Source organism: uncultured Aureimonas sp. (assembly GCF_913775355.1).
Classification (GTDB): Bacteria; Pseudomonadota; Alphaproteobacteria; order Rhizobiales; family Rhizobiaceae; genus Aureimonas.
This window is the reverse complement of record NZ_CAJYIU010000061.1, coordinates 1-24,422: the sequence shown is the minus strand read 5'-3', so window position 1 is coordinate 24,422 and position 24,422 is coordinate 1. Positions and strand designations below refer to the sequence as shown.

The following is a 24,422-nucleotide window of genomic DNA, read 5'->3' as shown; positions in this document are numbered from 1 at the left end:
CTCGTCCTCAGCGATCTCGACCATTTCAAGCAGATCAACGACCGCTACGGCCACGAGGCGGGCGATGCCGTCCTGTGCGGCTATGCGGCGCTCTGCAGCGGGCTTGCGGGCGCGGACGGTCTGGTGGCGCGCATCGGCGGCGAGGAGTTCGCGATCGTGGTCGCAGGCGCCAACCGCGCGTCGGCGCTGGAGCTGGCGGAGACCGTGCGCACCTCGGCACGGCAGATCCGCTGGCCGGCGCCGCTCGCCGACCTGTCGGTGACGGCAAGCTTCGGCGTGGTGGCGCTCGACCCGGATGAGACGCTGTTCGATGCGATCGACCGGGCCGACCGCCTTCTCTACAGCGCGAAGGCGGACGGGCGCGACAAGGTGGTGATCGACATCCGCGAGACGGCGCCGGCCCCGGCGCCGGAGCTTCGGCTACCGGCCGGCCCCGCCTTCGCGGGCTAGGGCTTGCGACGCCCGGTCCGGCCAAGGCCGTCCGGGCGCTTGGACAGGTCTAGCGCCACTCGCGAATGTCGACGAACCGTCCCGCGATCGCGGCGGCCGCGGCCATCGCGGGCGAGACGAGGTGCGTGCGGCCCTTGAAGCCCTGCCGTCCCTCGAAGTTGCGGTTCGAGGTCGAGGCGCAGCGCTCGTAGGGCTTGAGGCGGTCCTCGTTCATGCCGAGGCACATCGAGCAGCCCGGCTCGCGCCAATCGAAGCCCGCCGCCTTGAAGATCGCGTCGAGACCTTCGGCCTCGGCCTGCAGCTTCACAAGCCCCGAGCCCGGCACGATCATCGCCGAGACGGTCTCGGCCACCTTGCGGCCTTCGACGACCTTGGCGACGGCGCGCAGGTCCTCGATGCGCCCGTTGGTGCAGGAGCCGATGAAGACCCGATCGACCGAGAGGTCCGTCATCGGGGTTCCCGGCGTCAGACCCATGTAGTCGAGCGCGCGTTTCTTGGTCTCGCGCTTGTTCTCGTCGGCGATCGCCTCCGGGTCCGGCACCGTGCCCGTGACCGAGACGACGTCCTCCGGCGAGGAGCCCCAGGAGACGATCGGCGGCAGGTTGGCGGCGTCGAGGCGCACGACCTTGTCGAAATGGGCGCCCTCGTCGGTGTGCAGCGTGCGCCAGTAGGCGACGGCCTGCTCGAAGGCTGCGCCCTTCGGCGCGCGCGGCTTGTCCTGGATATAGGCGAAGGTTGTCTCGTCGGGCGCGATCAGGCCGGCGCGCGCGCCGCCCTCGATCGTCATGTTGCAGATCGTCATCCGCCCTTCCATCGACAGGGCGCGGATCGCCTCGCCGGCGAACTCGATGACGTAGCCGGTGCCGCCCGCCGTGCCGATCTCGCCGATGATGGCGAGAATGATGTCCTTGGCGGTGACGCCCGGCGGCAGTTGCCCGTCCACCTGGACGAGCATGTTCTTCGCCTTCTGCTGGATCAGCGTCTGAGTGGCCAGCACATGCTCGACCTCCGAGGTGCCGATGCCGTGGGCGAGCGCACCGAAGGCGCCGTGGGTCGAGGTGTGGCTGTCGCCGCAGACGATCGTCATGCCCGGCAGGGTGAAGCCCTGCTCCGGCCCGATGATGTGGACGATGCCCTGGCGCTCGTCGACCTCGTTGAAATATTCGACGCCGAACTCGGCCGCGTTCTTGGCCAGCGTCTCGACCTGAATGCGGCTTTCCTCGTTGTGGATGCCGCCGCGCCGGTCGTAGGTCGGCACGTTGTGGTCGACGACAGCGAGCGTGCGCGTGGGATAGCGGACCTTCCGGCCGGCCGCCCGCAGGCCCTCGAAGGCCTGCGGGCTCGTCACCTCGTGGACGAGGTGACGATCGATGTAGAGGAGGCTTTCGCCCCCCTCGCCGGTCGAGACGACGTGGTCGTCCCAGATCTTGTCGTAGAGGGTGCGGGGCTTCTGTTGGTCGCTCATCGGCTCTTCGCGTCTTCGGTGGGGCCGGACGGCCTTCGGGCCGCCGTGCCTCAAATCACGGGAACGTGGGGGGCATTCGGGCCGCGGGGCGCGGCGGCTCAGACCGCTAGGTGGACGGCCGAGATCTGCCGGTAGAAGAAGCGGCCCGGCATGCGCGCGCGATCCTCCACCGGGGAGAACCCCAGCGTGGTCGGCAGGCGGCCATTCTGTCGCGTGCATTCTCGCATCGTTGCAAAATACGCCCGCACGCGCGGCCGCGCAATGGCCGCCCGCGCGCCGCCGCTCGCCGTTTCAGGGGTTGGTCGTGGCGACCGCATCCTCGACGCTCCGGCGCTCGGCCTCGGCCGCCTCCGTCACGCTCGGCACCGGGCCGGGCGTGCAGCGGGCGTAGCGCTGGGCCAGCGCGGCGCAGGCGAAGAGCTGGATCTGGTGGAACAGCATCAGCGGCAGGACGACCAGCGCCATCGCATGGCCCGCGAACAGGATGCCCGCCATCGGAATGCCGGTCGCCATGCTCTTCTTCGATCCGCAGAAGACGATCGCGATCTCGTCCTCGCGCGAGAAGCGCAGCTTGCGGGCGAGAAGCGTCGTCACCGAGAGCACGAAGGCAAGGATCGCGATGTCGAGGAGGACGACGATCACGAGATCCTGCCAGTCGAGGCTCGTCCAGACGCCCGCGACGACGCCTTCCGAAAAGGCGGCATAGACGACAAGGAGGATCGAGCCGCGGTCGACGACGGTCGTCACCGGCTTGTGGCGGGCGAGCCAGGCGCCGATCAGCGGCCGCACGACCTGCCCCGCGACGAAGGGTGCGAGGATCTGGAGCGCGATCTTCTCGATCGCATCGAACGAGATCGCCCCGCCCGACCCGCTCGCCAGAAGCAAGACGAGGAGCGGCGTCACGACGACGCCGAGCATGTTGGACACCGACGCGCTGGTGAGGGCCGCCGGCACGTTGCCGCCCGCGATCGAGGTGAAGGCGATCGAGGACTGCACGGTGGACGGCAGGAGGGTCAGGTAGAGGAGCCCGAGCGCGAGTTCGCCCGGCAAAATCTGGCCGGCCATCGGGTAGACGAGAAGCCCGACCAGCGGGAACAGCGCGAAGGTCGACAGGAACACGAGACCCTGCAAGCGCCAGTGCAGGAGCCCCGCCCAAACGGCCTGCGGCGACAGGCGCGCGCCGTAGAGGAAGAACAGGAGCGCGATCGCCCCGTAGGTGATCCAGTCGAAGGCCTCGGCCACCTGGCCGCGTGCCGGCAGGACGGCGGCGAGCGCGACGGTCGCGATCAGGAGAAGCAGGAACCGGTCGACCGGGATGGCGCGAAGTCGGGAGCGAAGGCTCATGTCCGGCCTCCTTCAGGCTTGTGTGGCAGGGCGAGCGGCACGGCGCCGCGCCCCATGGGAGGCGTTCAGGCCGAGCGGGTGGCCCCGATCGAGAAGCTGAGCGGCATGCGCGGCAGACCCGGCGGCAGGGCGAAGAGATCCTCGCCGACCTCCACCATCTCGGGAAAGGCGCGCCAGGCGATCCGCTCGTGCTCGCGCAGGAAGTCGAGCCGCATCCCGGCCGCGATCAGCGCGTTCACGATGTCGCCGATCGGATGAAGCCACTCGTAGTTGCGCGTATGGCGGAGAAGCCGTTCGTCGCCGGTGTAGGTCTGCGCCGTGTCGAAGGCGAGCGGGTGCTCGCGCGGCGTGCGGAAGTCGTAGGTCAGCTCGGCCCGCCCGCCCGGCCATTCGCACTGGTTGAGCAGCGGATGCCCCTCGAGAAGATAGAGACGCGCGCCCGGGCGCAGCACCTCGGACACGACCCTCGCCCAGCCCGCGATGTCCGGCAGCCAGTTGATGGCGCCCCAGGTGACGAAGGCGAGATCGTAGCGTGCGCCGAGCGCCTGCGGGGCATCGTAGAGCGAGGCTTCGACGAAACGCGCTAGCGTCCCCGCCTTCAGCGCGAAATCCCGGGCGGCGGCCACGGCGTCGGGCGAGAAGTCGAGGCCCGTCACAGACCGCGCGCCGAGGTGCTTCAGCGACAGCGTGTCGAGGCCGATGTGGCACTGGAGATGGACGACGTCGAGCCCGGCGACGTCGCCGATCTCTTCCGCCTCGATGTCGTGCAGCGACGAGCCGCCGGCCAGCACCTTGGCGATCCGATAGGAGCCCGTCGTGTCGGTCGCATGCAGCCGCGCCCGCTCGTTCCAGTTGGCGAGGTTGGCGGACGCGTGCTCGTCCATGGGTCGGACCTCCATCAAAAACGCGAAAGGGCGGCACGAGGCCGCCCTTTGCCAGTCTCGATAGCGACGACGCGCCGAGAGTTACTCGGCGGCTTCCTTGGAAGCGGTCTTGGCGGCTTCCTTGGCGGCGCGCTCGTTGGCGGCCACCGAACGGGCGTCGTCGTTGAGCTTGCGGGCGCGCACGTTGGTCGCCTCGACGATACGGGCCGACTTACCGCGACGATCGCGCAGGTAGTAAAGCTTGGCGCGGCGGACGCGACCGCGGCGGACCACCTCGACCGACTCCAGCGCCGGCGAGTACATCGGGAACACGCGCTCGACGCCTTCGCCGTAGGAGATCTTGCGAACCGTGAAGTTCTCCTGGATACCGGCGCCCGAACGGGCGATGCAGACGCCCTCGTAGGCCTGCACGCGGGTGCGGGTGCCTTCCGTCACGCGGACGTTGACGCGCAGCGTGTCGCCCGGCGAGAAGGTCGGAAGCGTGCGGATGGCGGCGATGCGGGCGGCCTCTGCGGCCTCCAGTTCGGCGATGATGTTCATGGTCTGCCTCGGTTCGTTTCATGCCGGATCGAGCCGGTCATGGCCGTGAAACACGGTCAAGTTATTCTGAGGAAAGCGTGGCGCTCTTACACGCGCGGGCGCCCCTTGTCGAGGGGCGGCGGCTTTCGCGCGTCCTTAGCCCTTGCGCGCGGGCGCGGTTCGCCTAAGGGAACAGGCATTCCCGCCGTTCGAGGCCGCTTCATGACGCTTCTCTACGCCCTGTCGCTCTTTCTGTCCGGCTTTCTGGCGGGCGCGATCAACGCGGTGGCAGGCGGCGGCACGTTCCTGACCTTCGGCGCGATGACGCTCGGCGGCATCTCGCCGATCTCGGCGAACGCCACCTCGTCTATCGTGCAGTTCCCGGGCTACGTCACCTCGACGCTCGCCTACTGGAGCGACATCCGGCGGATGTGGCGCGGCGCGCTGATGCTGGCGCTCGCCTCCGTGCTCGGGTCCGGCGTCGGCGCGCTGATCCTCCTGTCGCTCGACAATCCGCAGTTCCAGTCGATGGTGCCCTGGCTCCTGCTCGCCGCGACCGCCCTCTTCGCCGCGGGGCCCTGGCTGAAGCCGAAGCCGCGCCATGCCGAGGAGGCCGGGCGCGGCAAGGGGCTCGCCGGACCCGTGGTCCAGTTCCTGACCGCGATCTACGGCGGCTTCTTCGGCGCCGGCATGGGCATCATGATGCTGGCGACGCTCGGCCTCACGCAGGGCGGCGACTATCACAAGCTCAACGCCCTGAAGAACATGCTCGCCACCGTGATCGCGGTGGTCGCCATCGTGGTCTTCGTGTCGGGCGGGGTCGTCGCCTGGCCCGAAGCCGTGGTGATGATCCCGGGCGTCGCGCTCGGCGGCTATGCCGGGGTCTGGACCGCCAAGCGCGTGCCCCAGCCCTATGTGCGCGCGGTCGTCATAGCCGTCGGCCTCGGGCTTGCCGTCTACTACTTCTGGCGCAACGCGGCCGGGTAGCAATGCCGCACGGTTCTTGCCATATAGGCCGCGAACCCTAGCCCTCGGCCCGACCCGCGACCATGACGCATCCGATCCCCTTTGCCCGCATGAACGGGCTCGGCAACGAGATCCTCGTCGCGGACCTGCGCGGCACGGCGGCGCGCATCGAGCCGGAGGCCGCGCGCGCGCTCGCCGGGCGGGACGAGACGCATTTCGATCAGATCATGGCGATCCACGATCCGGTGACCCCCGGCACCTTCGCGTTCGTGCGGATCATCAACGCCGACGGCACGGAGGCCGGCGCCTGCGGCAACGGCACGCGCTGCGTGGTGCAGGCGCTCAGCGCCGAGACCGGCGTGCGCGACTTCGTGTTCGAGACGCGGGCCGGGCTCCTCGAAGCCTTCGAGCGGGAGGACGGTCTTTTGACCGTCGACATGGGGCTGCCCCGCTTCGACTGGCGCAGCATCCCGCTGTCGGAGGAATTTGCCGACACACGCGCGATCGAGCTCCAGATCGGCCCGATCGACGCACCAATCCTCCATTCGCCCTCCGTCGCCTCGATGGGCAATCCGCACGCGATCTTCTGGGTCGCGGACGACGTCTGGTCCTATGCGCTCGACCGCTTCGGCCCGATCCTCGAGAACCACCCCCTGTTCCCCGACCGCGCCAACATCTCGATCGCCAGCGTCACCTCGCGCGAAGCGTTGGAGATCCGCACGTGGGAGCGCGGCGCGGGGCTGACGAAGGCCTGCGGCTCGGCCGCCTGCGCGGCGGCGGTGTCGGCCGCGCGCACCGGGCGCACCGGGCGCACCGTGGCCGTCACGGTGCCGGCAGGGGGCGAGCTCCTGATCGAGTGGCGGGACGACGATCACGTCCTGATGACAGGCCCCGCCGAATGGGAGTGGTCGGGCACGCTCGACCCGGCGACCGGCGCTTATCGCCGCGACGAGGCGCCCGCGGAGGCGCGCGCATGAGCGCCGTCGAGGTCATCTCCTTCGGCTGCCGCCTCAACACCTACGAGGCGGAGGTGATGAAGCGCGAGGCCGGCGAGGCGGGCTTGGGTCGCGACGGGCGCAAGGCGATCCTCGTCAACACCTGCGCGGTGACGGCTGAGGCCGTGCGCCAGGCGCGCCAAGCCGTGCGCCGCGCCCGCCGCGACCATCCGGACGCGCGCATCGTCGTCACCGGCTGCGCCGCGCAGACCGAAGGCGCGCGCTTTGCCGACATGACCGAGGTCGACGCGGTGATCGGCAACGAGGAGAAGCTCTCGGCGGCGAGCTACCGCGCCCTGCCCGACTTCGGCGTCGCCGCGGCCGAGAAGATCCGCGTCAACGACATCATGAGCGTGCGCGAGACCGCCGGCCACATGGTGGACGCGATCGAGGGCCGGGCGCGCGCGATCGTTCAGGTGCAGAACGGCTGCGACCACCGCTGCACCTTCTGCATCATCCCCTATGGCCGCGGCAACTCGCGCTCCGTGCCGATGGGCGCGGCGGTCGACCAGGTGAAGCGGCTGGTCGGCAACGGCTACGCGGAAGTGGTCCTGTCCGGCGTCGACATGACGAGTTGGGGCGCGGACCTGCCGGGGAGCCCCCGGCTCGGGACCCTCGTCCAGTCCATCCTGCGCCATGTGCCGGACCTCCGGCGCCTGCGCCTCTCGTCGATCGACAGCGTCGAGGCCGACGAGGCGCTGGTCGAGGCGGTCGGCGGCGACCGCCGCGTCATGCCGCATCTCCACCTGTCGCTGCAGGCCGGCGACGACATGATCCTCAAGCGGATGAAGCGTCGCCACCTGAGGGACGATTCCATCCACTTCTGCGCCGAGCTGCGGCAAAAGCGCCCCGACATCGTCTTCGGCGCCGACATCATCGCCGGCTTCCCGACCGAGACCGAGGCGATGTTCGAGAACTCGCTACGGCTCGTCGCCGACTGCGGGCTGACGCATCTCCACGTCTTTCCGTTCAGCCCGCGCGAGGGAACGCCGGCCGCGCGCATGCCGCAGCTGCCCAAACCCGTGGTCAAGGAGCGCGCCGCCCGCCTCCGGGCGCTGGGCGATGCGGCCTACCGCGCCCACCTCCGGCGCGCCGTCGGGCAGCGCCGCGCGGTCCTCGTGGAGCGCGAGGGCCTCGGCCGGACCGAGGACTTCACGCTGGCCGCGATCGACGCCGGGCTCCCCGGCGAGATCGTCGACGCTATCATTCATGGCGAAACGGGCGAACGCCTACTCGCCACCCCCCTCCCGGCCGCGCGCGCCGCAGCCTGACCAGACCGATCGGATCGCATCGCATGGCCGAGCAACGAGGCTTCTTCCGCCGCATCTTCTCCTTCGGGGCGAAGGAGGAGGAGCGCATCCCGGAGTCCGGCGGCCTGCCGCGCGCGCAGGACACGACGGCCGCGCGTCCCGATTCCACCGCACCGGAAATCCATCAGCCGGCGATGGCGTCGGCCGATGTCGATTCGGAAGCGGGCGCGGCGGCCGACGAGCCGGCCGGCGGCGGCATCACCCCGCTCCGCCCCAAGGACCCCGACGGCTCGGCCGTCCCGGCTGAAAAAAAAACTCTGAACTAGAGGCCGAACCGGCGGCGACGCCGGTTCCCGTCGCGCTCGCGCCGGTCGAGGTCGCTCCGGCACAACAAGCGCCGAGCGACGACGACACGGCTTTTCTCGACGAACCGCTGATCCCGGAGAAGGAAGCCGAAAGCGACTTCTCCTGGCTCGACGCGCCGGTGGACGAGCCGGCCGACGATCGGGCGGTCGAGCCCAACAGCGCGCTCGCACCTGCGGAAGCCGCGCTGGTGGAGGGTGACGGCGGCATCGACGCGGCCGCCGTCCACGACATGCCGGTCGAAGCCGCGCCGATCAACGACGAGCGCGAGCCCGACCGCGACGAGTTCGCTTGGCTCGACGCTCCGCTCCCGCCGGAGCCGGAGAGCACCCGCGCGCCGATCCCCGGCCGCACCGGCACCGAGGGCGAAGGCTGGAGCCTTCGCGAAGCCCGCGCCGACGCGGTGCTCGCGGCCGAGCCGAGAAAGCCCTTCTTCCAGCGCCTGCGCGAGGGTCTCGCGCGCTCCTCCAACCAGCTGTCCGGCCAGATCACGGCGCTCTTCACGAAGCGGCGCCTCGACGAGGAGACGCTGCAGGAGTTCGAGGATGTCCTGATCCAGGCCGATCTCGGCGTCGAGACCGCGATGCGCATCACCGACCGCCTGTCGGACGGGCGCTTCGGCAAGGAGATCTCGGGCGACGCCGTGCGCGCCATCCTGGCCGACGAGGTGGAGAAGGCGCTGGACCCGGTGGCAAGGCCGCTCGAGCTCGACCTCTCGGTCAAGCCGCACGTCATTCTCGTCGTCGGCGTCAACGGCACCGGCAAGACCACGACCATCGGCAAGCTGACGGCGAAGCTCGTTCGCGGCGGCCTGAAGGTAACGCTCGCCGCGGGCGACACGTTCCGCGCCGCGGCCGTCGAGCAGCTGAAGATCTGGGGCGAGCGCACCAACTCCGTCGTCGTCGCCAAGTCGATCGGCGCCGATGCGGCGGGCCTCGCCTTCGAGGCCTACGACGAAGCCGTGCGCAACGATTCCGACGTTCTCATCATCGACACGGCCGGCCGCCTCCAGAACAAGGCCGAACTGATGGACGAACTCGCCAAGATCGTGCGCGTCCTCCAGAAGCGCGAGCCGGACGCGCCGCACACCGTGCTTCAGACGCTGGACGCGACCACCGGCCAGAACGCGCTCAGCCAGGTCGAGATCTTCCGCAACGTCGCGGGGGTCAACGGCCTCGTGATGACCAAGCTCGACGGCACGGCGCGCGGCGGCATCCTCGTGGCGATCGCCGCCAAGCACAAGCTGCCGGTCTTCTTCGTCGGCGTCGGCGAGGGCATCGACGACCTCGAGCCCTTCAAGGCGCGCGACTTCGCCGAAGCCATCGCCGGCCGCGCCGGCACCGCCTGAAATCAGCCGCGATGGCGCGGGACACCGCTCCATCCGGGAAAGGAACGATCCCATGTCCGACGAGATCATCGAGAAGCCGCCCAACGCGCCGGGCCGCAGGGAGGTCAACCCACTCCTGAAGTTCGCGCTGGAGCTTGGGCCGCTAGTCGTCTTCTTCTTCGCCAACTCGCGCGGCGAGGCGATCGCCCGCGCGGTGCCGGCGCTCGGAAACCTCGGCGGCCCACTCTTCGTCGCGACCGCGCTCTTCATGGTCGCGACCGTGGTGGCGCTTGTCGTCTCCTACGCGCTGACCCGCTCGCTACCGATCATGCCGATCGTCTCCGGGCTCGTGGTCGTCGTCTTCGGCACGCTGACGCTCTGGCTGCAGGACGAGGTCTTCATCAAGATGAAGCCGACGATCGTGAACGGCCTGTTCGCGGCCGTGCTGCTGGGCGGCCTCGCCTTCGGCAAGCCGCTGCTCGGCTACGTCTTCGATCAGGCGTTCAAGCTCGACGACGAGGGCTGGCGCAAGCTGACGCTGCGCTGGGGCTTGTTCTTCGTGTTCCTCGCCATCCTCAACGAGGTGGTCTGGCGCATGTTCTCGACCGACTTCTGGGTGGCCTTCAAGGTCTGGGGCACGATGCCGATCACGGTCGCCTTCATGCTGTTCCAGTTCCCGCTGCTCAAGCGCCACTCGCTGGAGCCGCTCTTCGACAAGAAAGCGTGACCGGAGGGGCCTGTATCGCGACCGGCCCGCGCTTGCAGCGGCCACCAGCCATCCCACATCGGTTTCCAGACAAGGAAACCCGTGGAGTGGACGAATGGTCAACGCGCAGAAGCTTCTGGATCAGTTCCTGGGAACCGGCCGCGCCTACAACGCAGACCCCCGCTATCGCCAGCCCGGCCAGGGCGGCGGCTCGCTTCAGGACACGCTGGTCAAGACGCTCGGCGGCGCGCTCGGTGGCACCGGCGCGCGCTCGGGCGGCGGCATCGGCGATCTGATCGGCGGCGTCCTCTCCGGCTCGCGCGGCGGCTCCGGCGGCATGGGCGGGGGTCTTGCCGGCAAGGCGATCGGCGGCGCGCTCGCGGGCGGCCTCGCCTCGAAGATCCTCGGCGGCAAGGGCGGCCGGGGCGTCGGCGGCTCGGCGCTCAAGCTCGGCGGCCTCGCGCTCGTGGCGGGGCTCGGCTACAAGGCGTGGCAGAACTATCAGGCGCAGCAGCAGACCGCCGGCAACGCCGCCGCCCATGCCGGCGCGGCCCGCCTGCCCCACGGCGAGATCCCGCATGCCGCCGGCACGCGCTTCCACCCGGAGGAGGACACCGAGGCCGAGCGCCGCGCGCGCCTGCTCCTGTCGGCGATGATCGCGGCCGCCAAGGCCGACGGCTATATCGACCGCGCCGAGCAGGAGGCGATCTTCGGTCGCATCGACGACCTCGATCTCGATGCCGAGGAGAAGGGTCTCCTGATGGACGAGATGCGCCGGCCGATGTCGATCGACCAGATCGCAGCCGAGGTGCGCGACCGCGAGACCGCGATCGAGGTCTACACCGCCTCGGTGCTGGCGATCGACGCGGACCATCCGGCCGAGCGCGCCTATCTCGACGATCTCGCCACCCGCCTCGACCTCGCGCCCGATCTCGTCGCCGAAATCCGCCGCGCGGCCGACGAAGTGCAGGCTTGACGAAACGGGGCGGCGGGCGCCAAGCCTGCCGCCCATGTTCGCCCTCGTCAGATCCAAAGAGGTCTCGCAGGAGATCCGCAAGAGCCGTTTCCGGGCGCGCGCCGCACCGATCGAGACGGAAGCGGACGCCCGGCGGCTTCTCGCCGAATGGAGCGACCCGCAGGCGAACCACAATTGCTGGGCCTGGCGCATCGGCGCGGTCTATCGCTTCAGCGACGACGGCGAGCCCGGCGGAACCGCCGGCAAGCCGATCCTCCAGGCGATCGACGGGCGCGAGCTCGACCGGGTGCTGGTGGTCGTCACGCGCTGGTTCGGCGGCGTCCTGCTCGGGGCCGGCGGTCTGATCCGCGCCTATGGCGGTACCGCCGCCGCGTGCCTGCGGGCGGCCGAGACGGTACCCCTCGTACCCACCGTCGTGCTCGAGATCGAGTGTCTGTTCTCCGACCTCGCCCTCGTCCAGTCGCGCATCACTGCCCGCGAAGGCGCGTCGGTCGAGGAGCAGACGTTCACCGACACCGGCGCCCGGTTGCGGATTCGCGCTCCGACAGACGGCACCGAGGCGCTCCTGCAAACGCTCAAGGACGTGACGAGCGGCCGATTGGTCGTGCGCCGGGAGGAAGCCGCCTAGAAGTCGCCGACCGGAAGCGGGCGGCCGTCCGGCATGCGGTCGCCGGCCGCGCCCTCCGGATTGCCGAAGGGAACGGGTGGCGCGCCGCCTTCCGCCGCGCGCTCGTGGTTCAGCGCCCAGTGCACCGAGGGAAACGCGAGGTCGTCCCAGGGGATCTCGTCCCAGGCGAAGAGCTTCAGTTCCAGCGTCTCGACGCCTGCCGCCAGTTCCAGGTCGGCGAGTTCGGCGCGAAAGATCAGTTGCATCTGGCTGATGCGCGGCACCGAGTAGATCGCAAGCAGCCGCTCGATCGCGATCGCCGCCCCCGCCTCCTCGCGCGCCTCGCGCATCGCGCCTTCCTCCGGCGTCTCGTTCAGCTCCATGTAGCCGGCGGGGATCGTCCAGTAGCCGCTCCGCGGCTCGATCGCGCGCCGGCACAGGAGGATGCGCCCCTCGGAGCGCACCACCGATCCCACCACGATCTTCGGGTTCTCGTAGGCCGTGAACCCGCAATGGTCGCAGACCTTGCGCGGCAGGACGTCCCCTTCGGGAACGCGGACGGAAAAGGCGGGATCGAGCGTCATTCACGCTGAGATATGGCGCGCGCCGGCATCGGCGACGGGTCCGCTGGCAGCGATCGCCGCTTTGCGCTAGACCCGATCCGAAGCCGGCCTTACCGCTTCGAGGACAGGTGCCATGACGACCACCGCCCGCTCTCCCTGGATCGCCCTCCTCTGCGGAGCCGTGATCGTCACCATCGCCATGGGCCTTCGCCAGAGCTACGGCCTGCTCCTGCGGCCGGTGGAGCTCGAGATCGGCGTCGGCCGCGAGGCGTTCGGGCTGGCCATCGCGCTGCAGAACCTCCTTCTCGGCCTCGCCCAGCCCTTCGTCGGCGCGATCGCCGACCGGCATGGCGCAGGGCGCGTCGCGGCCGTGGGCGGTCTTCTCTATACGGTCAGCCTCGTCCTGGCATCGCAGGTCTCGGGCGCCTTCGGCCTGCAGATGACGCTGGGAACCCTCCTCGGCCTTGCGATGACCGGCGTCACCTTCGTCGTTGTGCTCGGCGCCGTCGGGCGCTTCGTTCCGGCGGAAAAGCGCGGCCTCGCCTTCGGCATCGTGACGGCCGGCGGCTCCGTCGGCCAGTTCCTGCTCGTGCCCGCCATGCAGATGGCGATCGCCGGGCTCGGCTGGCGCGGCGCGCTTCTCGCCGGCGCGGCGCTGGCGGCCACGATGGTGGTGCTGGCGGCGGGCATCGCCGGCCGGCCCGCGACGGCGTCCTCCGCCTCGTCGCTGCCGCCGCAGAAGCTCGGCGACGCCCTGCGGCAGGCCGGCGGTCACGGCGGCTATTGGCTCCTCAACGTCGGCTTCTTCGTATGCGGCTTCCATGTCGCCTTCATCGCGACGCACCTGCCGGCCTTCCTCGTCGACCAGGGCCTCGATCCCAGCGTCGGCGCACGGGCGCTGGCGCTGGTCGGCCTGTTCAACATCTTCGGCTCCTACGTCTTCGGCCTCTCGGCCGACCGCCTGCGCAAGAAGAACGTTCTCGCTGCCATCTACTTCGGGCGGGCCGTCGTGATCATCGGCTTCCTCGCCGTGCCCTTCACGCCGCTGTCGGCGACGGTCTTTGCCTGCGCCATGGGCTTCCTCTGGCTCGGCACGGTGCCGCTGACGAGCGGTCTCGTCGGCCAGATCTTCGGCGTCCGCTATCTTTCGACGCTCTTCGGCATCGTCTTCATGAGCCACCAGATCGGCGCGTTCTTCGGCGCCTGGGCGGCCGGGCTCCTGTTCGAGCGTACGGGCAGCTACGACCTCGCCTGGACCGTCTCGATCGCGCTCGCCGTGATCGCCGGGCTCGCGAACCTGCCGATCCGCGACGCGCCGGTGCGCTCGAACGCGGCGGCCGCCGCGTGAGCCGCACGGTGGAATGGACGGCCCTCGCCCTTCTCGCAGGGCTGTCGGCGATCGGCACCGCGCTCTGGCAGGCCGAGGGGCTCGGCCTCTGGACCGGCATGGCCTTCGGCTTCTGTCTTTAGTCCCCGGCCGGCGCGATCTTCGCCAGCGCCGGCATGAGCCCGCCCTCGACGCTTTGCGGGGTCAGCGGACCCGTCTGCTTCCAGAGGATCGTACCGTCCGGCCCGACGAGGAACGTCTCCGGCACGCCGTAGACGCCCCAGTCGATCGTCGAGCGTCCGGCCTCGTCGGTGCCGAGCGCGTCGAACGGGTTGCCGAGATCGCTGAGGAAAGCGAGCGCGTTCTCCGGCTTGTCCTTGTAGTTGATGGCGACGACCTCGAAGCGCGGATCCTGCGACAGCGCCATCAGCGCAGGATGCTCCTGCCGGCAGGGCACACACCACGAGGCGAAGACGTTGACCAGCCGGACACGGCCGTCGCCCGGAACGAGATCGAGCCCCGGCGCGGGCGCGCCGGACGCGGTGGTGAGCCCTTCCAGCGGCGGCAGACGAGTCTCGGGCGCTGGCTTACCGATAAGAGCCGAGGGCAGAACCTGTGGGTCGTGCCCCGACAGGAGCTGGTAGAGGAAGACGCCCGCGAGCCCCGCGAAGAGGACGACGGGCAGCATCACGAGAAGCGGGCGACGGCGGGGACGCTTGGCAGTCTCGCTCATCGCGCCCGCCCCCGGCCGGATGCCGCTTCGAGTTCGGCGAGCTGCCGGCGCACGGAGCGCGCGTCGAGATAGACCCAGAGCCCGAGACCCCCGAGCGCGACGGCGGCCATCCCGTAGGCGGCCGCGACGAAGGCGAAGTAGCTGCCGGCCATCGCGGTCACGCGCTCCCGAGCGCCCGGCGGCGCTGGAGGCTGAAGAGGCGACGGCGACGGATTTCGGTTCGCATGGCGGTGAGGTGGAGGGCGAAGAACAGGAGCGAGAAGCCGATCGCCGACAGGAAGAGCGGCCAGAGATAGGCGGCGTCCATCGTCGGCCCGTCCATGCGCAGGACGCTGGCGGGCTGGTGCAGCGTGTTCCACCAGTCCACCGAGAACTTGATGATGGGAATGATCACGAAGCCGACCAGCACGAAGACGGAGGCCATGCGCCCCGCGCGCTGCGGCTCCTCGAAGGCCCGCGTCAGCGCGATCAGGCCGAGATACATCAGGAACAGGACGAAGACCGAGGTCAGGCGGGCATCCCAGACCCACCACGTCCCCCACATCGGGCGGCCCCAGACCGAGCCGGTGAAGAGGCAGAGGAACGTGAACACGGCGCCGATCGGGGCGGCCGCGCGGATCGAGACCTCCGCGATCGGATGGCGCCAGACGAGGAGCCCGAGCGCCGAGAGGCTCATCACCGTCCACACCATCATCGACAGCCAGGCGAAGGGCACGTGGATGAAGAGGATCCGCACCGTGGTCCCCTGCTGGTAGTCCTCCGGCGCGGTGAGGCCCATGCCGAGGCCGACCGCGAGGCACGCCAGCGCGATCGCGTAGAGCCACGGCTGCAGGCGCCCGGAGAGTTCCAGGAACCGGGTCGGGTTCGCGAGAATAGCGAAGCGGGAAGGACGGGCGGCGAGGTCGCTCATGGGGTCCAAGCTTTAGTGCGTGTCCGGCGTGTCCGCAAACGTCAGGTGCCTTTGGCCGGACGCCCGCCGATCCACTGGGCCATGCCGATCGAGGCCGGCATCACCGGCTCGAAGCCGAATTTCGCATAGAGATGGCGGGCGTCGCCGTCGGCGATCAGGCTGACATAGGCGCTTTTCGGGGCGTTTTCGTGAAGCCAGTCCATCAAGGCGGCGAAGATGCGCTTGCCGAGGCCACGGCCCTGATGTTCGGGCTCCACCGCCATGTCGACGATCTGGTAGTGGCATCCGCCGTCGCCGATCACGCGGCCCATGGCGACCGTGCGCCCTTCGCCGAGGATGACCACGGCGAACAGTGTTCCCTTCAAGCCCCGTTCGGCGGCTTCTTGCGTCTTGGTGCTCAGTCCCGCGACCTCGCGCAGGCGCCGGAAGTCGGCGACGGACGGGGTTTGCGCAAGAAGCTCGTAGGTCATCGGATGGCGGCTCAGTCGGAGGACAGCTTGAGCGCCGCCGCCGCCGCCAGCGGTCCGAGGACCCCGTAGAGCAGCGTCAGCGCGCAGAGGATGAGGAAGGGCGAGCGGAAGGGCGCGGGGTCGTTGACGGCACCATAGGTCGCGGCCACCCCGAAGATCAGGACGGGCACGGCGAGCGGCAGCACCAGCACCGAAATGAGAACGCCGCCGCGCGGCAGGGACGCCGCGACCCCGGCTCCGACCGCGCCGATCAGGACGAGCGCCGGCGTGCCGGCCAGCAGCGTCGCGGCGGTCGCGAAGAGGGCACGGGGCTCCAGCGCCAGGAACAGGCCGAGGAGCGGGCTCGCCAGCACCAGCGGCAGGCAGGCGGCGACCCAGAGCGCGGCGCATTTCGACAGGATGGCGAGCGGCGGCGCGACGGGTCCGGTGAGGATCAGGTCGAGCCCGCCGTCGTCGCGGTCGGCCTGGAACAGGCGGTCGAGGGTGAGAAGCGTCGACAGAAGCGCCCCGATCCACAGGATCGCCGGCCCGATCCGCGACAGAAGCGCCAGATCCGGCCCGACCCCGAAGGGGATGGTCGCGACCACCGCGAGAAAGAACACGACCCCGACGAGTCCGCCGCCCGAGCCGGACAGCTGCAGCGCGAGGTCGCGCAGGAACAGCGCGCGCATCAGCCGATCTCGTCCCAGCTGTCGGCGTCGGCTACGAGCGCCTCGACCGGCAACGGCGGCTCGAGCGCCAGCGTGCGCGCGGGCCCGAGATCAAGCGGCTGGTGCGTCGCCGCGATCACGATGCCCCCGCTCGCCAGCCGTTCCCGGCACAGCGTCGCGATGCGGGCCTGCGAGGCGCTGTCGAGCGCGGTGGTCGGCTCGTCGAGGAGCCAGAGCGGCCGGTCGCTGACGAGGAGCCGGGCGAAGGCCGCGCGTCGCTGCTGGCCGGCCGACAGCGCGCCGACCGCGAGCGCCTCGACGCCCTTCAGTCCGACGGCGGCGAGCGCCTCGTCCGGGGCCATCGCCGGCCGGCCGAGGAACGCGCGCCAGAACGCGAGTTCCGCCCCGGCGGTGCGGCCGGGCTTCAGGGCGTTGCGGTGACCGAGATAGTGGCTCGCCTCGATCGGCAGGCGCGCCGCCTCCCCGTCGCCGGCGGTGGCGCCCTCGATCGCGATCGCGCCGGCAAGCGGCGCGAGAAGCCCGGCGAGGGTGCGCAGGAGCGTCGACTTGCCCGCCCCGTTCGGCCCCGTCACGACCAGCGCCTCGCCCGCGCTCAGACGCAGGTCGAGCGGCGGCGTCAGGGCGCGCCGCCCGCGCCCGACGACGAGGGCGGAAAGGGTGAGTTGCATCACGGGCGCGACGGCCTTTTCCGCAAGGGCCCGCGCGCTCGCGGCGCGGACGATTCCAGGGTTTCGTTCTGACGGCGCGCTCCGGCGAAGGCAAGCCGGAACGGCCGGGGATGGCGCGAGGATGGAATTCGCTAACCCAAAGCCGCGACCGGCGCGATTTGCCCCCTTTATAGCCATTACAATCTTCCCTATAAGGTCGCCCAACCACTCCAGCGACCGGCGTGGAGTCATCAGCGCCGATCTCCGTGCCCCGCTTTTCCAGGCGGGTACTGAGGCGGACGGGCGGAAATGGTCGTACCCGCATTCTCCATCGTGCCCGGCCCGGGGTGCGGCGGTCGTTCGCCTTTCGGACATTCTTTGGTTCGAGAAGGAACGAGAGTTCTATGTCCCACCCCGATAGCTTCAAAAGCCGCAAGACGCTCGACGTCGGCGGCAAGACCTATGTCTACTTCGACCTCAAGGAGGCGGAGCGGAACGGTCTGACCGGCGCCTCGCGCCTCCCCTACTCGCTGAAGGTCATCCTCGAGAACCTCTTGCGCAACGAGGACGATCGCACGGTCAAGGCCGACAACATCCGCGCCATGGTCAAGTGGCTCGACGACAAGGGCTCGGCCGGCCACGAGATCGCCTATCGCCCGGCGCGCGTCCTGATGCAGGACTTCACCGGCGTTCCCGCCGTGGTGGACCTCGCCGCCATGCGCGACGCGACCGAGACGCTCGGCGCCGACCCCAACAAGATCAACCCGCTGGTCCCGGTCGACCTCGTGATCGACCACTCGGTGATGGTCGACTACTTCGGCCAGCCCGACTCCTTCGCCAAGAACGTCGACGTCGAGTACGACCGCAACGGCGAGCGCTACACGTTCCTGCGCTGGGGCTCGGGCGCCTTCCAGAACTTCCGCGTCGTGCCCCCGGGCACCGGCATCTGCCATCAGGTGAACCTCGAGTACCTCGCCCAGACCGTCTGGACGAAGGACGAGAACGGCGAGACGATCGCCTATCCCGACACGCTGGTCGGCACCGACAGCCACACGACGATGGTCAACGGTCTGGCCGTTCTCGGCTGGGGCGTCGGCGGCATCGAGGCCGAGGCCGCCATGCTCGGCCAGCCGATCTCGATGCTGATCCCGGAGGTCATCGGCTTCCGCCTCGACGGCAAACTCCCCGAGGGCACGACCGCGACCGACCTCGTGCTCACCGTCACCGAGATGCTGCGCAAGAAAGGGGTGGTGGGCAAGTTCGTCGAGTTCTTCGGGCCGGGCCTTGCCAACCTCACGCTGGAAGACCAGGCGACCATCGCCAACATGGCGCCGGAATACGGCGCGACCTGCGGCTTCTTTCCGATCGACAAGGACACGGTCGCCTATCTCGAGGCGACCGGCCGCGACAAGCAGCGCATCGCCCTCGTCGAAGCCTACGCCAAAGCGCAAGGGATGTGGTTCGACGCCTCGGCCGAGGAGCCCGTCTTTACCGACACGCTCTCGCTCGATCTCGGCTCCGTCATCCCCTCGCTCGCCGGCCCGAAGCGTCCGCAGGACCGCGTCGCCCTGACCGAGGCCGCGCCGAAGTTCCGCACGGCGCTTACCGAGCTCCAGGGCGGCCGCAAGAAGAGCGAACTGCCGTCCTCGGTCGGTGATTCCCGCTTCATGGACGAGGGCGCGACGCCCCCGGCCCAGACGCCCGAAACCGTCCGCCATCCGGTGGAAGGCGCCGCGCACGGCATCTCCGACGGCGACGTCGTGATCGCCGCGATCACGTCCTGCACCAACACCTCGAACCCGAACGTGCTGGTCGCCGCCGGCCTCGTCGCACGCAAGGCGGCGGCCCTCGGACTGAAGCCGAAGCCCTGGGTCAAGACCTCGCTCGCGCCGGGATCCCAGGTCGTCACCGAGTATCTCGAGAAGGCCGACCTCCAGAAGGACCTCGACGCGCTCGGCTTCAACCTCGTCGGCTACGGCTGCACGACCTGCATCGGCAATTCCGGCCCGCTCGCCGAGCCGATCTCCGAGGCGATCAACAAGAACGACCTCGTGGCCGTGTCGGTGCTCTCGGGCAACCGCAACTTCGAAGGCCGCGTGAACCCCGACGTGCGGGCGAACTACCTCGCCTCGCCGCCGCTCGTCGTCGCCTACGCGATCGCCGGCTCGATGTTCGTCGACATCACCAAGGACCCGCTCGGCCAGGATCAGAACGGCAACGACGTCTTCCTCAAGGACATCTGGCCGACCACGCAGGAGGTTTCCGAGATCGTCCGCAAGACGGTGACGCGCGACCTTTTCGAGAGCCGCTACTCGGACGTCTTCAAGGGCGACCCGAACTGGCAGAAGATCGCGGTCTCGGGCGGCCTCACCTACGACTGGGACGACCGCTCGACCTACGTGCAGAACCCGCCCTACTTCGAGGGCATGTCGATGACGCCGGAAGCCGTCACCGACATCAAGCAGGCGCGCGTTCTCGCGCTCTTCCTCGACTCGATCACGACCGACCACATCTCGCCGGCCGGCTCGATCAAGAAGAACGGACCGGCGGGCGAGTACCTCGTCTCGCACCAGGTGCGCCCGGTGGACTTCAACTCCTACGGCGCGCGTCGCGGCAACCACGAAGTCATGATGCGCGGCACGTTCGCCAACATCCGCATCAAGAACCAGATGGTGCCGGGCGTCGAGGGCGGCATCACCAAGCACTTCCCCTCCGGCGAGCAGCTGCCGATCTACGACGCGGCGATGAAGTACCAGGAGGACGAGGTTCCGCTGGTGATCTTCGCCGGCAAGGAATACGGCACCGGCTCCTCGCGCGACTGGGCGGCCAAGGGCACCGTGCTTCTGGGCGTGCGCGCCGTTATCGCGCAGTCGTTCGAGCGCATCCACCGCTCGAACCACGTCGGCATGGGCGTCGTGCCCTTCGTCTTCCAGGAGGGCACGAGCTGGCAGTCGCTCGGCCTCACCGGCGACGAGACGGTGACGATCGAGGGCCTGACCGAGGTGCGTCCGCGCCAGACGATGAACGCCACCATCACCCGCGCCAACGGCGAGGTGCTGACCGTTCCGCTGCTCTGCCGCATCGATACGCTGGACGAGCTCGAGTACTTCAAGAACGGCGGCATCCTGCACTACGTGCTGCGCCAGCTCGCCGCCTGATCCGGACGGGCTTCCGGCCCGCCACGATCTCCGACGCCGCTGCCCGAAAGGGCGGCGGCGTCTTCACATCAACCAGAGGTTCACCCCCAATTGAACGCGCCGCGATCGATCGGCGCTTCTGTCCGGCCCCTGTCCGGTCCATCTAGTTCGGATGGAAGCGTGACGGAGTTCGGACCATGGCATCCCGCCGATTGCCCGCCCTCGGGGTGGCCTGTCTCGCAACGCTCGGCCTGCCGGCGGCAAGCCCCGCGGCGGCGCAGGAGCGCAGCGTCTCCAGCCGCGACGTACGGGGCGTCCTCGAACTCTTCACCAGCCAGAACTGCGGCGACTGCCCGCCCGCGGGTGCCGCCGCCGCCCGCCTCGGGGCCGCGCCCGACGTCGTCGTCCTCGCCTACCATGTCGACTACTGGGACTATGCCGGGCCGAAGGACCAGCTGGCCGACCGGCGCAACACCGACCGGCAGAAGTCCTACGCTAAGCGGCTGAAGCTCGGCGCGCTCGTCACGCCGCAGGTCGTCGTCAACGGCCAGAAGGCGGTCGACGGCGGCGACGAGGCGGCGCTCGCCGAGGCGCTGAAGGAGGCGCCCTTCGGCTGCGCCACGCTCGGCGGCGAGGTCGTGATGCGCACGCGCGGCGACACGCTGCGCATCGAGGCGCGGGCGCCCGGCGCCGATCCCGCCCAGCCCGCCCCGATCCTCGTGCTCGTCACCTATGCCGAGCGGGTCGAGACGACGGTACCGGGGGAAGCCGCCGGCGAGGCACGGCGGGTCGACCACTATCCGGTGCGCGACTGGCGCGTTCTCGGCTCCGTGGATCGCGATGCGATCGAGGTGGAGATGCCGCTCGGCATGCTGACCGAGAACGATGGCGAAAGGACGGGCCTTGCCGCCCTCCTTCAGGCCGTCGGCCCCGACAACAAGCCGGGTCCGATCATCGCCGCCGCTGCGCTCGAGTTCTGACGGCCGCTTCGTCGTTGCAACCGGCTGGGCCGGACTCCATTTCCATGACAGGATGATGTCGCAGGCTCACGCGGTCTCGACTGGCATGGCCTGACCGACGACGCCGGCTCGGACCGGCGGCACGGCAATGGGGAATGGACGACTTGACCGATTCGCAGCCGCAGCCTTCCGCCACCCTGATCGATCTCGCGACGGTCCGGGCCTCGCCCGCGCCGGAGATCGTGTCCTTCGACCGGCACGAACTCGGCCAGATCCTGCGGGTCTACGGGCGCATGGTGGCGGCGGGCGAGTGGCGGGACTACGCGATCGACACGCTGAAGGACCGCGCCGTCTTCTCGATCTTCCGCCGCGCCTCGGAAATGCCGCTGTTCCGCATCGAGAAGAACCCGAAGCTCGCACGCCGCCAGGGCGCCTACAGCGTCACCGCCGCGAGCGGCCTCGTGATGAAGCGCGGCCACGAACTCGATCTGGTGCTGCGCGTCTTCGACAAGAGCCTCAAGCTGATCGAGGACTGAGCCCGAGTTCGCGCACCACGGCGTCGGCGGTGACAATCGTCGCGAACTCGCCCGACAGGTTGGCAAGCGTCATCGCGTGAACGTCCTCGGCCGGGTGCAGGCGGCCGTCCGGCCCCCGGAGGTCGAAGGTCCAGCAGGCATCTTCCGCCAGCCGTGTGTCGAAGCCGAGATTGCCGGCCATGCGCGTCGTCGTCTCCACGCAGTGGTTGGTGGTCGCGCCGCAGATCACCACCGCTCGCACGCCGGCGTCGCGCAATCGCGCTTCGAAATCCGTGCCGATGAAGGAGCTGTTCACGCTCTTCACGATCACCAGCTCGCCCTCGTGCTCGCGCGCGGCATCTTCCACGATGCGGCCGCTCGCGTCCGGGTGGAAGGACGAACCGGGCGCCGGATTCTCGTGGCGGATATGAAAGATGGGCAGTCCGGCGGTCCGGAACGCCGCCAGGAGGTCGGCGATGCGTCGAAGGGCCTCCGGGTTGTTTCGCCGGCGGCCCCCGGCCTCCCATTCGGCAAACGCGCGCTGGACATCAATGACGACGAGCGCCGTCGTCACGTCAGCGTGCCGGGATAGACCGTCTCGTCCGGCAGCGTGTCCTTGCCGCCGTTCAGCGCGAACTGCATGAAGACGGTGTCGATCCAGCGGCCGAACTTGAAGCCCGACCCCTCGAAGATGCCGATATGGGTGAAGCCGAGCTTGGCGTGCACCTTGATCGAGGGCTGGTTGTCGGCACCGCCGATCACCGCGATCATCTGTCGAAAGCCCTGGTCCTGGCAGGCGTCGAGGAGGCGGCGCAGGAGGGACGTGCCGACCCCCCGCCCCTTGGCCTCCGGCGCGAGGTAGATCGAATCCTCGACCGTCCAGCGATAGGCCGGCCGGGCGCGGAACGGGCCGGCATAGGCGTAGCCGATCACCGCCCCATCCTGGTCGCAAGCGACGAAATACGGGTAGTCCTGACGCCGGATATTGGCCATCCGCGCGGCCATCTCGGTCTCGTCCGGGGGAACGAGTTCGTAGGTCGCGGTGCCGTGGAGCACGGCCTCCTCGTAGATGCGGGTGATGGCCGGAATATCGGACGGGGCGGCGTTGCGGATCGTGAAGGCGCTCATGATGTCTGAATTCGAGGATTCGGTGGCCGTCACTCTAGGCGCGCCGCCCCCGCCCCTCAACGCGAAGACCGGAATGGCCCACGAAAAAGGGCGGCCTCAAGGGCCGCCCTTCCATCTGTCCGGCTTCGGCCGGGATCGCTCAGTCGCGATTGCCGAAGAGCTGCAGCATGAACATGAACATGTTGATGAAGTTCAGGTACAGCGACAGCGCGCCCATGATCGCCTTGCGGCCGGCCACCAGCGTGTCGTCGCCTTCCCAGTACATCTCCTTGATGCGCTGCGTGTCGTAGGCCGTGAGGCCGGCGAACACGAGAACGCCGATCACCGAGATCGCAAAGCCGAGCGCCGAGGACTGCAGGAAGATGTTGACGAGCATCGCGATCACGATGCCGAACACGCCCATGATCAGGAACGAGCCCATCGCCGACATGTCACGCTTCGTCGTGTAGCCGAAGAGCGAGAGCGCGCCGAACGAGGCGGCCGTGATGAAGAACACCTGGACGATCGATTCCTGCGTGTAGACGAGAAAGATCGTCGACAGCGACAGGCCGACCAGCGCGGCATAGGCCCAGAAGGTCGTCTGCGCGGCCGAGACGCTCATCTTGTGGACGCGGAACGACAGGAAGAAGACCATCGCCAGCGGCGCCAGCATCAGAACCCACTTCAGCGGCGAGACGAACACCGTCACGCCGAGCTGGGTCAGCATGGTGCCGTTGATCTGGGCGGCAGCCAGCGAGGGGTCGGTCGTGGTCGCCAGCGAGAACAGGCCGTAGGCCGCCGCGCCGGTGATGACGAGACCGATCGCCATCAGGTTGTAGACCTTGAGCATGTAGGCCCGCAGGCCCTGGTCGATCGAGGCGTCCACCCGGCTGCCAGCAGCCGGAACGCTCCTCACGCCCTGGTTCCATTTTTCAGCCATCAACGTCGTCCTTTCGCGTATCGTCCCGTCGGGTGTCGTTCGGCCCGCGATCGGGCCGAGGCGCCGCTGGCGGGACTCGCAGCTGCCTTTGACGTGAAATATGCGAAGGTGCCCGCCGGTCCACAAGGCCGTCGGCCAGTCCGACGCCCTCCGTAACGCGGCTTTGGCGATTAAATTTCCGTTATTTGGCGGGCATTAACCGCGTTTTGCGGATCACAGCTCCCGCAGAACCGGCGCCGCCTTCTGGCCGAGGATCCGCCACGTGCCCGCGAGCCCGAAACCGACGGTCAGGACCAGCGCCGCCGCCAGCGTCATCACCGCGAGCCCGCCGTCGAAGGCGAAGGGCAGGCGCATGATGCGCGCGACGACGTACCACGCGGCGAGCGCCCCGGCTCCGACGGCGAACAGCGCGGTCGCCGCCCCCAGCGACATGTACTCCGTCACGTAGGCGCGGATCAGCGTCGCGCGCGTCGCGCCGAGCGTCTTCAGCACCACCGCATCGTGGACGCGCGCCCGGTTGCCGGCCGCAAGCGCGCCCGACAGGACCAGCACCGAGGCGACGAGCGCCACGGCCGCCGCCGCGCGGATCGC

General features: G+C 69.5%; 29 protein-coding genes. 14 read left to right on the top strand and 15 right to left on the bottom strand.

The features are described from left to right. On the top strand, positions 1–450 hold a 450-nt coding region (locus tag QZ753_RS04900; RefSeq protein ID WP_294641569.1), incomplete at its 5' end, for a GGDEF domain-containing protein. A 49-nt stretch (positions 451–499) separates the two neighbouring features. Here QZ753_RS04900 and leuC read toward each other — a convergent pair. The 4 genes from leuC to rplS form a co-directional block, all read right to left on the bottom strand. Then, on the bottom strand, positions 500–1,915 hold the full coding sequence (leuC, locus tag QZ753_RS04895; RefSeq protein ID WP_294641568.1) for a 3-isopropylmalate dehydratase large subunit: 1,416 nt from the start codon (positions 1,913–1,915) through the stop codon (positions 500–502). 291 nt (positions 1,916–2,206) lie between these two features. After that, entirely contained in the window at positions 2,207–3,259 is a 1,053-nt protein-coding gene (locus tag QZ753_RS04890; protein ID WP_294641567.1) for a bile acid:sodium symporter family protein, read from the bottom strand. A 65-nt stretch (positions 3,260–3,324) separates the two neighbouring features. Further along, on the bottom strand, positions 3,325–4,143 hold the full coding sequence (locus QZ753_RS04885) for a bifunctional 2-polyprenyl-6-hydroxyphenol methylase/3-demethylubiquinol 3-O-methyltransferase UbiG (protein ID WP_294641566.1): 819 nt from the start codon (positions 4,141–4,143) through the stop codon (positions 3,325–3,327). A gap of 81 nt (positions 4,144–4,224) precedes the next feature. Next, positions 4,225–4,683, bottom strand: coding sequence for a 50S ribosomal protein L19 (rplS, locus tag QZ753_RS04880; protein ID WP_294641565.1), 459 nt, complete (start codon positions 4,681–4,683; stop codon positions 4,225–4,227). Positions 4,684–4,884: 201 nt separating this feature from the next. On the opposite strand from rplS, the gene QZ753_RS04875 reads away from it, so the two are divergent. The 8 genes from QZ753_RS04875 to QZ753_RS04840 all read left to right on the top strand — a co-directional run bounded on the left by QZ753_RS04875 (position 4,885) and on the right by QZ753_RS04840 (position 11,873). Further along, the gene (locus QZ753_RS04875) at positions 4,885–5,649 is read left to right on the top strand and encodes a sulfite exporter TauE/SafE family protein (protein ID WP_294641564.1); all 765 of its coding nucleotides are present in this window, start codon (positions 4,885–4,887) and stop codon (positions 5,647–5,649) included. Positions 5,650–5,711: 62 nt separating this feature from the next. Continuing rightward, positions 5,712–6,605: a diaminopimelate epimerase gene (dapF, locus tag QZ753_RS04870; RefSeq protein ID WP_294641563.1), complete on the top strand. Its 894-nt coding sequence runs from the start codon at positions 5,712–5,714 to the stop codon at positions 6,603–6,605. Further along, positions 6,602–7,894, top strand: a complete 1,293-nt coding sequence (mtaB, locus tag QZ753_RS04865; protein WP_294641562.1) for a tRNA (N(6)-L-threonylcarbamoyladenosine(37)-C(2))-methylthiotransferase MtaB — start codon at positions 6,602–6,604, stop codon at positions 7,892–7,894. Before dapF ends, mtaB begins: the two co-directional genes overlap by 4 nt. 23 nt (positions 7,895–7,917) lie before the next feature. After that, a complete protein-coding gene (locus tag QZ753_RS04860) occupies positions 7,918–8,199 on the top strand; it encodes a hypothetical protein (protein ID WP_294641561.1) in 282 nt (93 codons plus the stop codon). Between the two features lie 158 nt (positions 8,200–8,357). Then, a complete protein-coding gene (ftsY, locus tag QZ753_RS04855) occupies positions 8,358–9,584 on the top strand; it encodes a signal recognition particle-docking protein FtsY (protein ID WP_367171491.1) in 1,227 nt (408 codons plus the stop codon). Between the two features lie 52 nt (positions 9,585–9,636). Next, positions 9,637–10,290, top strand: a complete 654-nt coding sequence (locus QZ753_RS04850; RefSeq protein ID WP_294641560.1) for a septation protein A — start codon at positions 9,637–9,639, stop codon at positions 10,288–10,290. 94 nt (positions 10,291–10,384) lie between these two features. Next, entirely contained in the window at positions 10,385–11,245 is an 861-nt protein-coding gene (locus tag QZ753_RS04845) for a tellurite resistance TerB family protein (RefSeq protein WP_294641559.1), read from the top strand. Between the two features lie 34 nt (positions 11,246–11,279). Further along, positions 11,280–11,873 carry a YigZ family protein gene (locus QZ753_RS04840; RefSeq protein WP_294641558.1) on the top strand — a complete coding sequence of 198 codons (594 nt, stop codon included), beginning with the start codon at positions 11,280–11,282 and terminating at the stop codon, positions 11,871–11,873. Here the strand turns inward: QZ753_RS04840 and QZ753_RS04835 are convergent. Continuing rightward, complete coding sequence (locus tag QZ753_RS04835) at positions 11,870–12,436, bottom strand: NUDIX hydrolase (protein WP_294641557.1); 567 nt, start codon at positions 12,434–12,436, stop codon at positions 11,870–11,872. The genes QZ753_RS04840 and QZ753_RS04835 overlap by 4 nt on opposite strands. Before the next feature lie 112 nt (positions 12,437–12,548). Between QZ753_RS04835 and QZ753_RS04830 the strand changes: the two genes are divergently transcribed. Together QZ753_RS04830 and QZ753_RS04825 are read left to right on the top strand one after the other, a co-directional pair. Continuing rightward, the gene (locus QZ753_RS04830) at positions 12,549–13,763 is read left to right on the top strand and encodes an MFS transporter (RefSeq protein ID WP_294641556.1); all 1,215 of its coding nucleotides are present in this window, start codon (positions 12,549–12,551) and stop codon (positions 13,761–13,763) included. Further along, complete coding sequence (locus tag QZ753_RS04825) at positions 13,760–13,885, top strand: hypothetical protein (RefSeq protein ID WP_294641555.1); 126 nt, start codon at positions 13,760–13,762, stop codon at positions 13,883–13,885. The genes QZ753_RS04830 and QZ753_RS04825 overlap by 4 nt, the downstream gene beginning before the upstream one ends. Here QZ753_RS04825 and QZ753_RS04820 read toward each other — a convergent pair. Genes QZ753_RS04820 through ccmA form a run of 6 tightly spaced genes read right to left on the bottom strand, consistent with a single transcriptional unit; the run spans position 13,882 to position 17,194 of the window. Then, positions 13,882–14,475, bottom strand: a complete 594-nt coding sequence (locus QZ753_RS04820) for a DsbE family thiol:disulfide interchange protein (RefSeq protein ID WP_294641554.1) — start codon at positions 14,473–14,475, stop codon at positions 13,882–13,884. The two genes, QZ753_RS04825 and QZ753_RS04820, sit on opposite strands and share 4 nt — an antisense overlap. Next, the gene (ccmD, locus tag QZ753_RS04815) at positions 14,472–14,627 is read right to left on the bottom strand and encodes a heme exporter protein CcmD (RefSeq protein WP_294641571.1); all 156 of its coding nucleotides are present in this window, start codon (positions 14,625–14,627) and stop codon (positions 14,472–14,474) included. The genes QZ753_RS04820 and ccmD overlap by 4 nt, the downstream gene beginning before the upstream one ends. 5 nt (positions 14,628–14,632) lie before the next feature. Next, the gene (locus tag QZ753_RS04810; protein ID WP_294641553.1) at positions 14,633–15,385 is read right to left on the bottom strand and encodes a heme ABC transporter permease; all 753 of its coding nucleotides are present in this window, start codon (positions 15,383–15,385) and stop codon (positions 14,633–14,635) included. 41 nt (positions 15,386–15,426) lie between these two features. Beyond that, a complete protein-coding gene (locus QZ753_RS04805) occupies positions 15,427–15,855 on the bottom strand; it encodes a GNAT family N-acetyltransferase (protein ID WP_294641552.1) in 429 nt (142 codons plus the stop codon). 11 nt (positions 15,856–15,866) lie between these two features. After that, entirely contained in the window at positions 15,867–16,526 is a 660-nt protein-coding gene (ccmB, locus tag QZ753_RS04800; protein WP_294641551.1) for a heme exporter protein CcmB, read from the bottom strand. Continuing rightward, on the bottom strand, positions 16,526–17,194 hold the full coding sequence (ccmA, locus tag QZ753_RS04795; protein ID WP_294641570.1) for a heme ABC exporter ATP-binding protein CcmA: 669 nt from the start codon (positions 17,192–17,194) through the stop codon (positions 16,526–16,528). The genes ccmB and ccmA overlap by 1 nt, the downstream gene beginning before the upstream one ends. A gap of 383 nt (positions 17,195–17,577) precedes the next feature. Between ccmA and acnA the strand changes: the two genes are divergently transcribed. The 3 genes from acnA (at position 17,578) to QZ753_RS04780 (ending at position 21,805) form a co-directional block, all read left to right on the top strand. Then, positions 17,578–20,331 carry an aconitate hydratase AcnA gene (gene acnA, locus QZ753_RS04790; protein ID WP_294641550.1) on the top strand — a complete coding sequence of 918 codons (2,754 nt, stop codon included), beginning with the start codon at positions 17,578–17,580 and terminating at the stop codon, positions 20,329–20,331. 176 nt (positions 20,332–20,507) lie between these two features. Continuing rightward, a complete protein-coding gene (locus QZ753_RS04785; protein WP_294641549.1) occupies positions 20,508–21,290 on the top strand; it encodes a DUF1223 domain-containing protein in 783 nt (260 codons plus the stop codon). A gap of 134 nt (positions 21,291–21,424) precedes the next feature. Then, on the top strand, positions 21,425–21,805 hold the full coding sequence (locus QZ753_RS04780) for a DUF2794 domain-containing protein (protein WP_294641548.1): 381 nt from the start codon (positions 21,425–21,427) through the stop codon (positions 21,803–21,805). Here the strand turns inward: QZ753_RS04780 and QZ753_RS04775 are convergent. The 4 genes from QZ753_RS04775 to QZ753_RS04760 form a co-directional block, all read right to left on the bottom strand. Beyond that, positions 21,786–22,358 carry a cysteine hydrolase family protein gene (locus QZ753_RS04775; RefSeq protein ID WP_294641547.1) on the bottom strand — a complete coding sequence of 191 codons (573 nt, stop codon included), beginning with the start codon at positions 22,356–22,358 and terminating at the stop codon, positions 21,786–21,788. The genes QZ753_RS04780 and QZ753_RS04775 overlap by 20 nt on opposite strands. Next, a complete protein-coding gene (locus QZ753_RS04770; protein ID WP_294641546.1) occupies positions 22,355–22,912 on the bottom strand; it encodes a GNAT family N-acetyltransferase in 558 nt (185 codons plus the stop codon). The genes QZ753_RS04775 and QZ753_RS04770 overlap by 4 nt, the downstream gene beginning before the upstream one ends. A gap of 139 nt (positions 22,913–23,051) precedes the next feature. After that, positions 23,052–23,831, bottom strand: coding sequence for a Bax inhibitor-1/YccA family protein (locus QZ753_RS04765; protein ID WP_294641545.1), 780 nt, complete (start codon positions 23,829–23,831; stop codon positions 23,052–23,054). A 213-nt stretch (positions 23,832–24,044) separates the two neighbouring features. Next, positions 24,045–24,422: FtsX-like permease family protein (locus QZ753_RS04760; RefSeq protein ID WP_294641544.1), on the bottom strand; the 378-nt coding region annotated here is incomplete at its 5' end.

Excerpts from the sequence above, each read along its gene's own strand:
- leuC (WP_294641568.1), bottom strand. The coding sequence starts at position 1,915 with ATGAGCGACCAACAGAAGCCCCGCACCCTCTACGACAAGATCTGGGAC.
- QZ753_RS04890 (WP_294641567.1), bottom strand. The coding sequence starts at position 3,259 with ATGAGCCTTCGCTCCCGACTTCGCGCCATCCCGGTCGACCGGTTCCTG.
- QZ753_RS04885 (WP_294641566.1), bottom strand. The coding sequence starts at position 4,143 with ATGGACGAGCACGCGTCCGCCAACCTCGCCAACTGGAACGAGCGGGCG.
- rplS (WP_294641565.1), bottom strand. The coding sequence starts at position 4,683 with ATGAACATCATCGCCGAACTGGAGGCCGCAGAGGCCGCCCGCATCGCC.
- QZ753_RS04875 (WP_294641564.1), top strand. The coding sequence starts at position 4,885 with ATGACGCTTCTCTACGCCCTGTCGCTCTTTCTGTCCGGCTTTCTGGCG.
- dapF (WP_294641563.1), top strand. The coding sequence starts at position 5,712 with ATGACGCATCCGATCCCCTTTGCCCGCATGAACGGGCTCGGCAACGAG.
- mtaB (WP_294641562.1), top strand. The coding sequence starts at position 6,602 with ATGAGCGCCGTCGAGGTCATCTCCTTCGGCTGCCGCCTCAACACCTAC.
- QZ753_RS04860 (WP_294641561.1), top strand. The coding sequence starts at position 7,918 with ATGGCCGAGCAACGAGGCTTCTTCCGCCGCATCTTCTCCTTCGGGGCG.
- QZ753_RS04850 (WP_294641560.1), top strand. The coding sequence starts at position 9,637 with ATGTCCGACGAGATCATCGAGAAGCCGCCCAACGCGCCGGGCCGCAGG.
- QZ753_RS04845 (WP_294641559.1), top strand. The coding sequence starts at position 10,385 with ATGGTCAACGCGCAGAAGCTTCTGGATCAGTTCCTGGGAACCGGCCGC.
- QZ753_RS04840 (WP_294641558.1), top strand. The coding sequence starts at position 11,280 with ATGTTCGCCCTCGTCAGATCCAAAGAGGTCTCGCAGGAGATCCGCAAG.
- QZ753_RS04835 (WP_294641557.1), bottom strand. The coding sequence starts at position 12,436 with ATGACGCTCGATCCCGCCTTTTCCGTCCGCGTTCCCGAAGGGGACGTC.
- QZ753_RS04830 (WP_294641556.1), top strand. The coding sequence starts at position 12,549 with ATGACGACCACCGCCCGCTCTCCCTGGATCGCCCTCCTCTGCGGAGCC.
- QZ753_RS04820 (WP_294641554.1), bottom strand. The coding sequence starts at position 14,475 with ATGAGCGAGACTGCCAAGCGTCCCCGCCGTCGCCCGCTTCTCGTGATG.
- ccmD (WP_294641571.1), bottom strand. The coding sequence starts at position 14,627 with ATGGCCGGCAGCTACTTCGCCTTCGTCGCGGCCGCCTACGGGATGGCC.
- QZ753_RS04810 (WP_294641553.1), bottom strand. The coding sequence starts at position 15,385 with ATGAGCGACCTCGCCGCCCGTCCTTCCCGCTTCGCTATTCTCGCGAAC.
- QZ753_RS04805 (WP_294641552.1), bottom strand. The coding sequence starts at position 15,855 with ATGACCTACGAGCTTCTTGCGCAAACCCCGTCCGTCGCCGACTTCCGG.
- ccmB (WP_294641551.1), bottom strand. The coding sequence starts at position 16,526 with ATGCGCGCGCTGTTCCTGCGCGACCTCGCGCTGCAGCTGTCCGGCTCG.
- ccmA (WP_294641570.1), bottom strand. The coding sequence starts at position 17,194 with ATGCAACTCACCCTTTCCGCCCTCGTCGTCGGGCGCGGGCGGCGCGCC.
- acnA (WP_294641550.1), top strand. The coding sequence starts at position 17,578 with ATGTCCCACCCCGATAGCTTCAAAAGCCGCAAGACGCTCGACGTCGGC.
- QZ753_RS04785 (WP_294641549.1), top strand. The coding sequence starts at position 20,508 with ATGGCATCCCGCCGATTGCCCGCCCTCGGGGTGGCCTGTCTCGCAACG.
- QZ753_RS04780 (WP_294641548.1), top strand. The coding sequence starts at position 21,425 with ATGGACGACTTGACCGATTCGCAGCCGCAGCCTTCCGCCACCCTGATC.
- QZ753_RS04770 (WP_294641546.1), bottom strand. The coding sequence starts at position 22,912 with ATGAGCGCCTTCACGATCCGCAACGCCGCCCCGTCCGATATTCCGGCC.
- QZ753_RS04765 (WP_294641545.1), bottom strand. The coding sequence starts at position 23,831 with ATGGCTGAAAAATGGAACCAGGGCGTGAGGAGCGTTCCGGCTGCTGGC.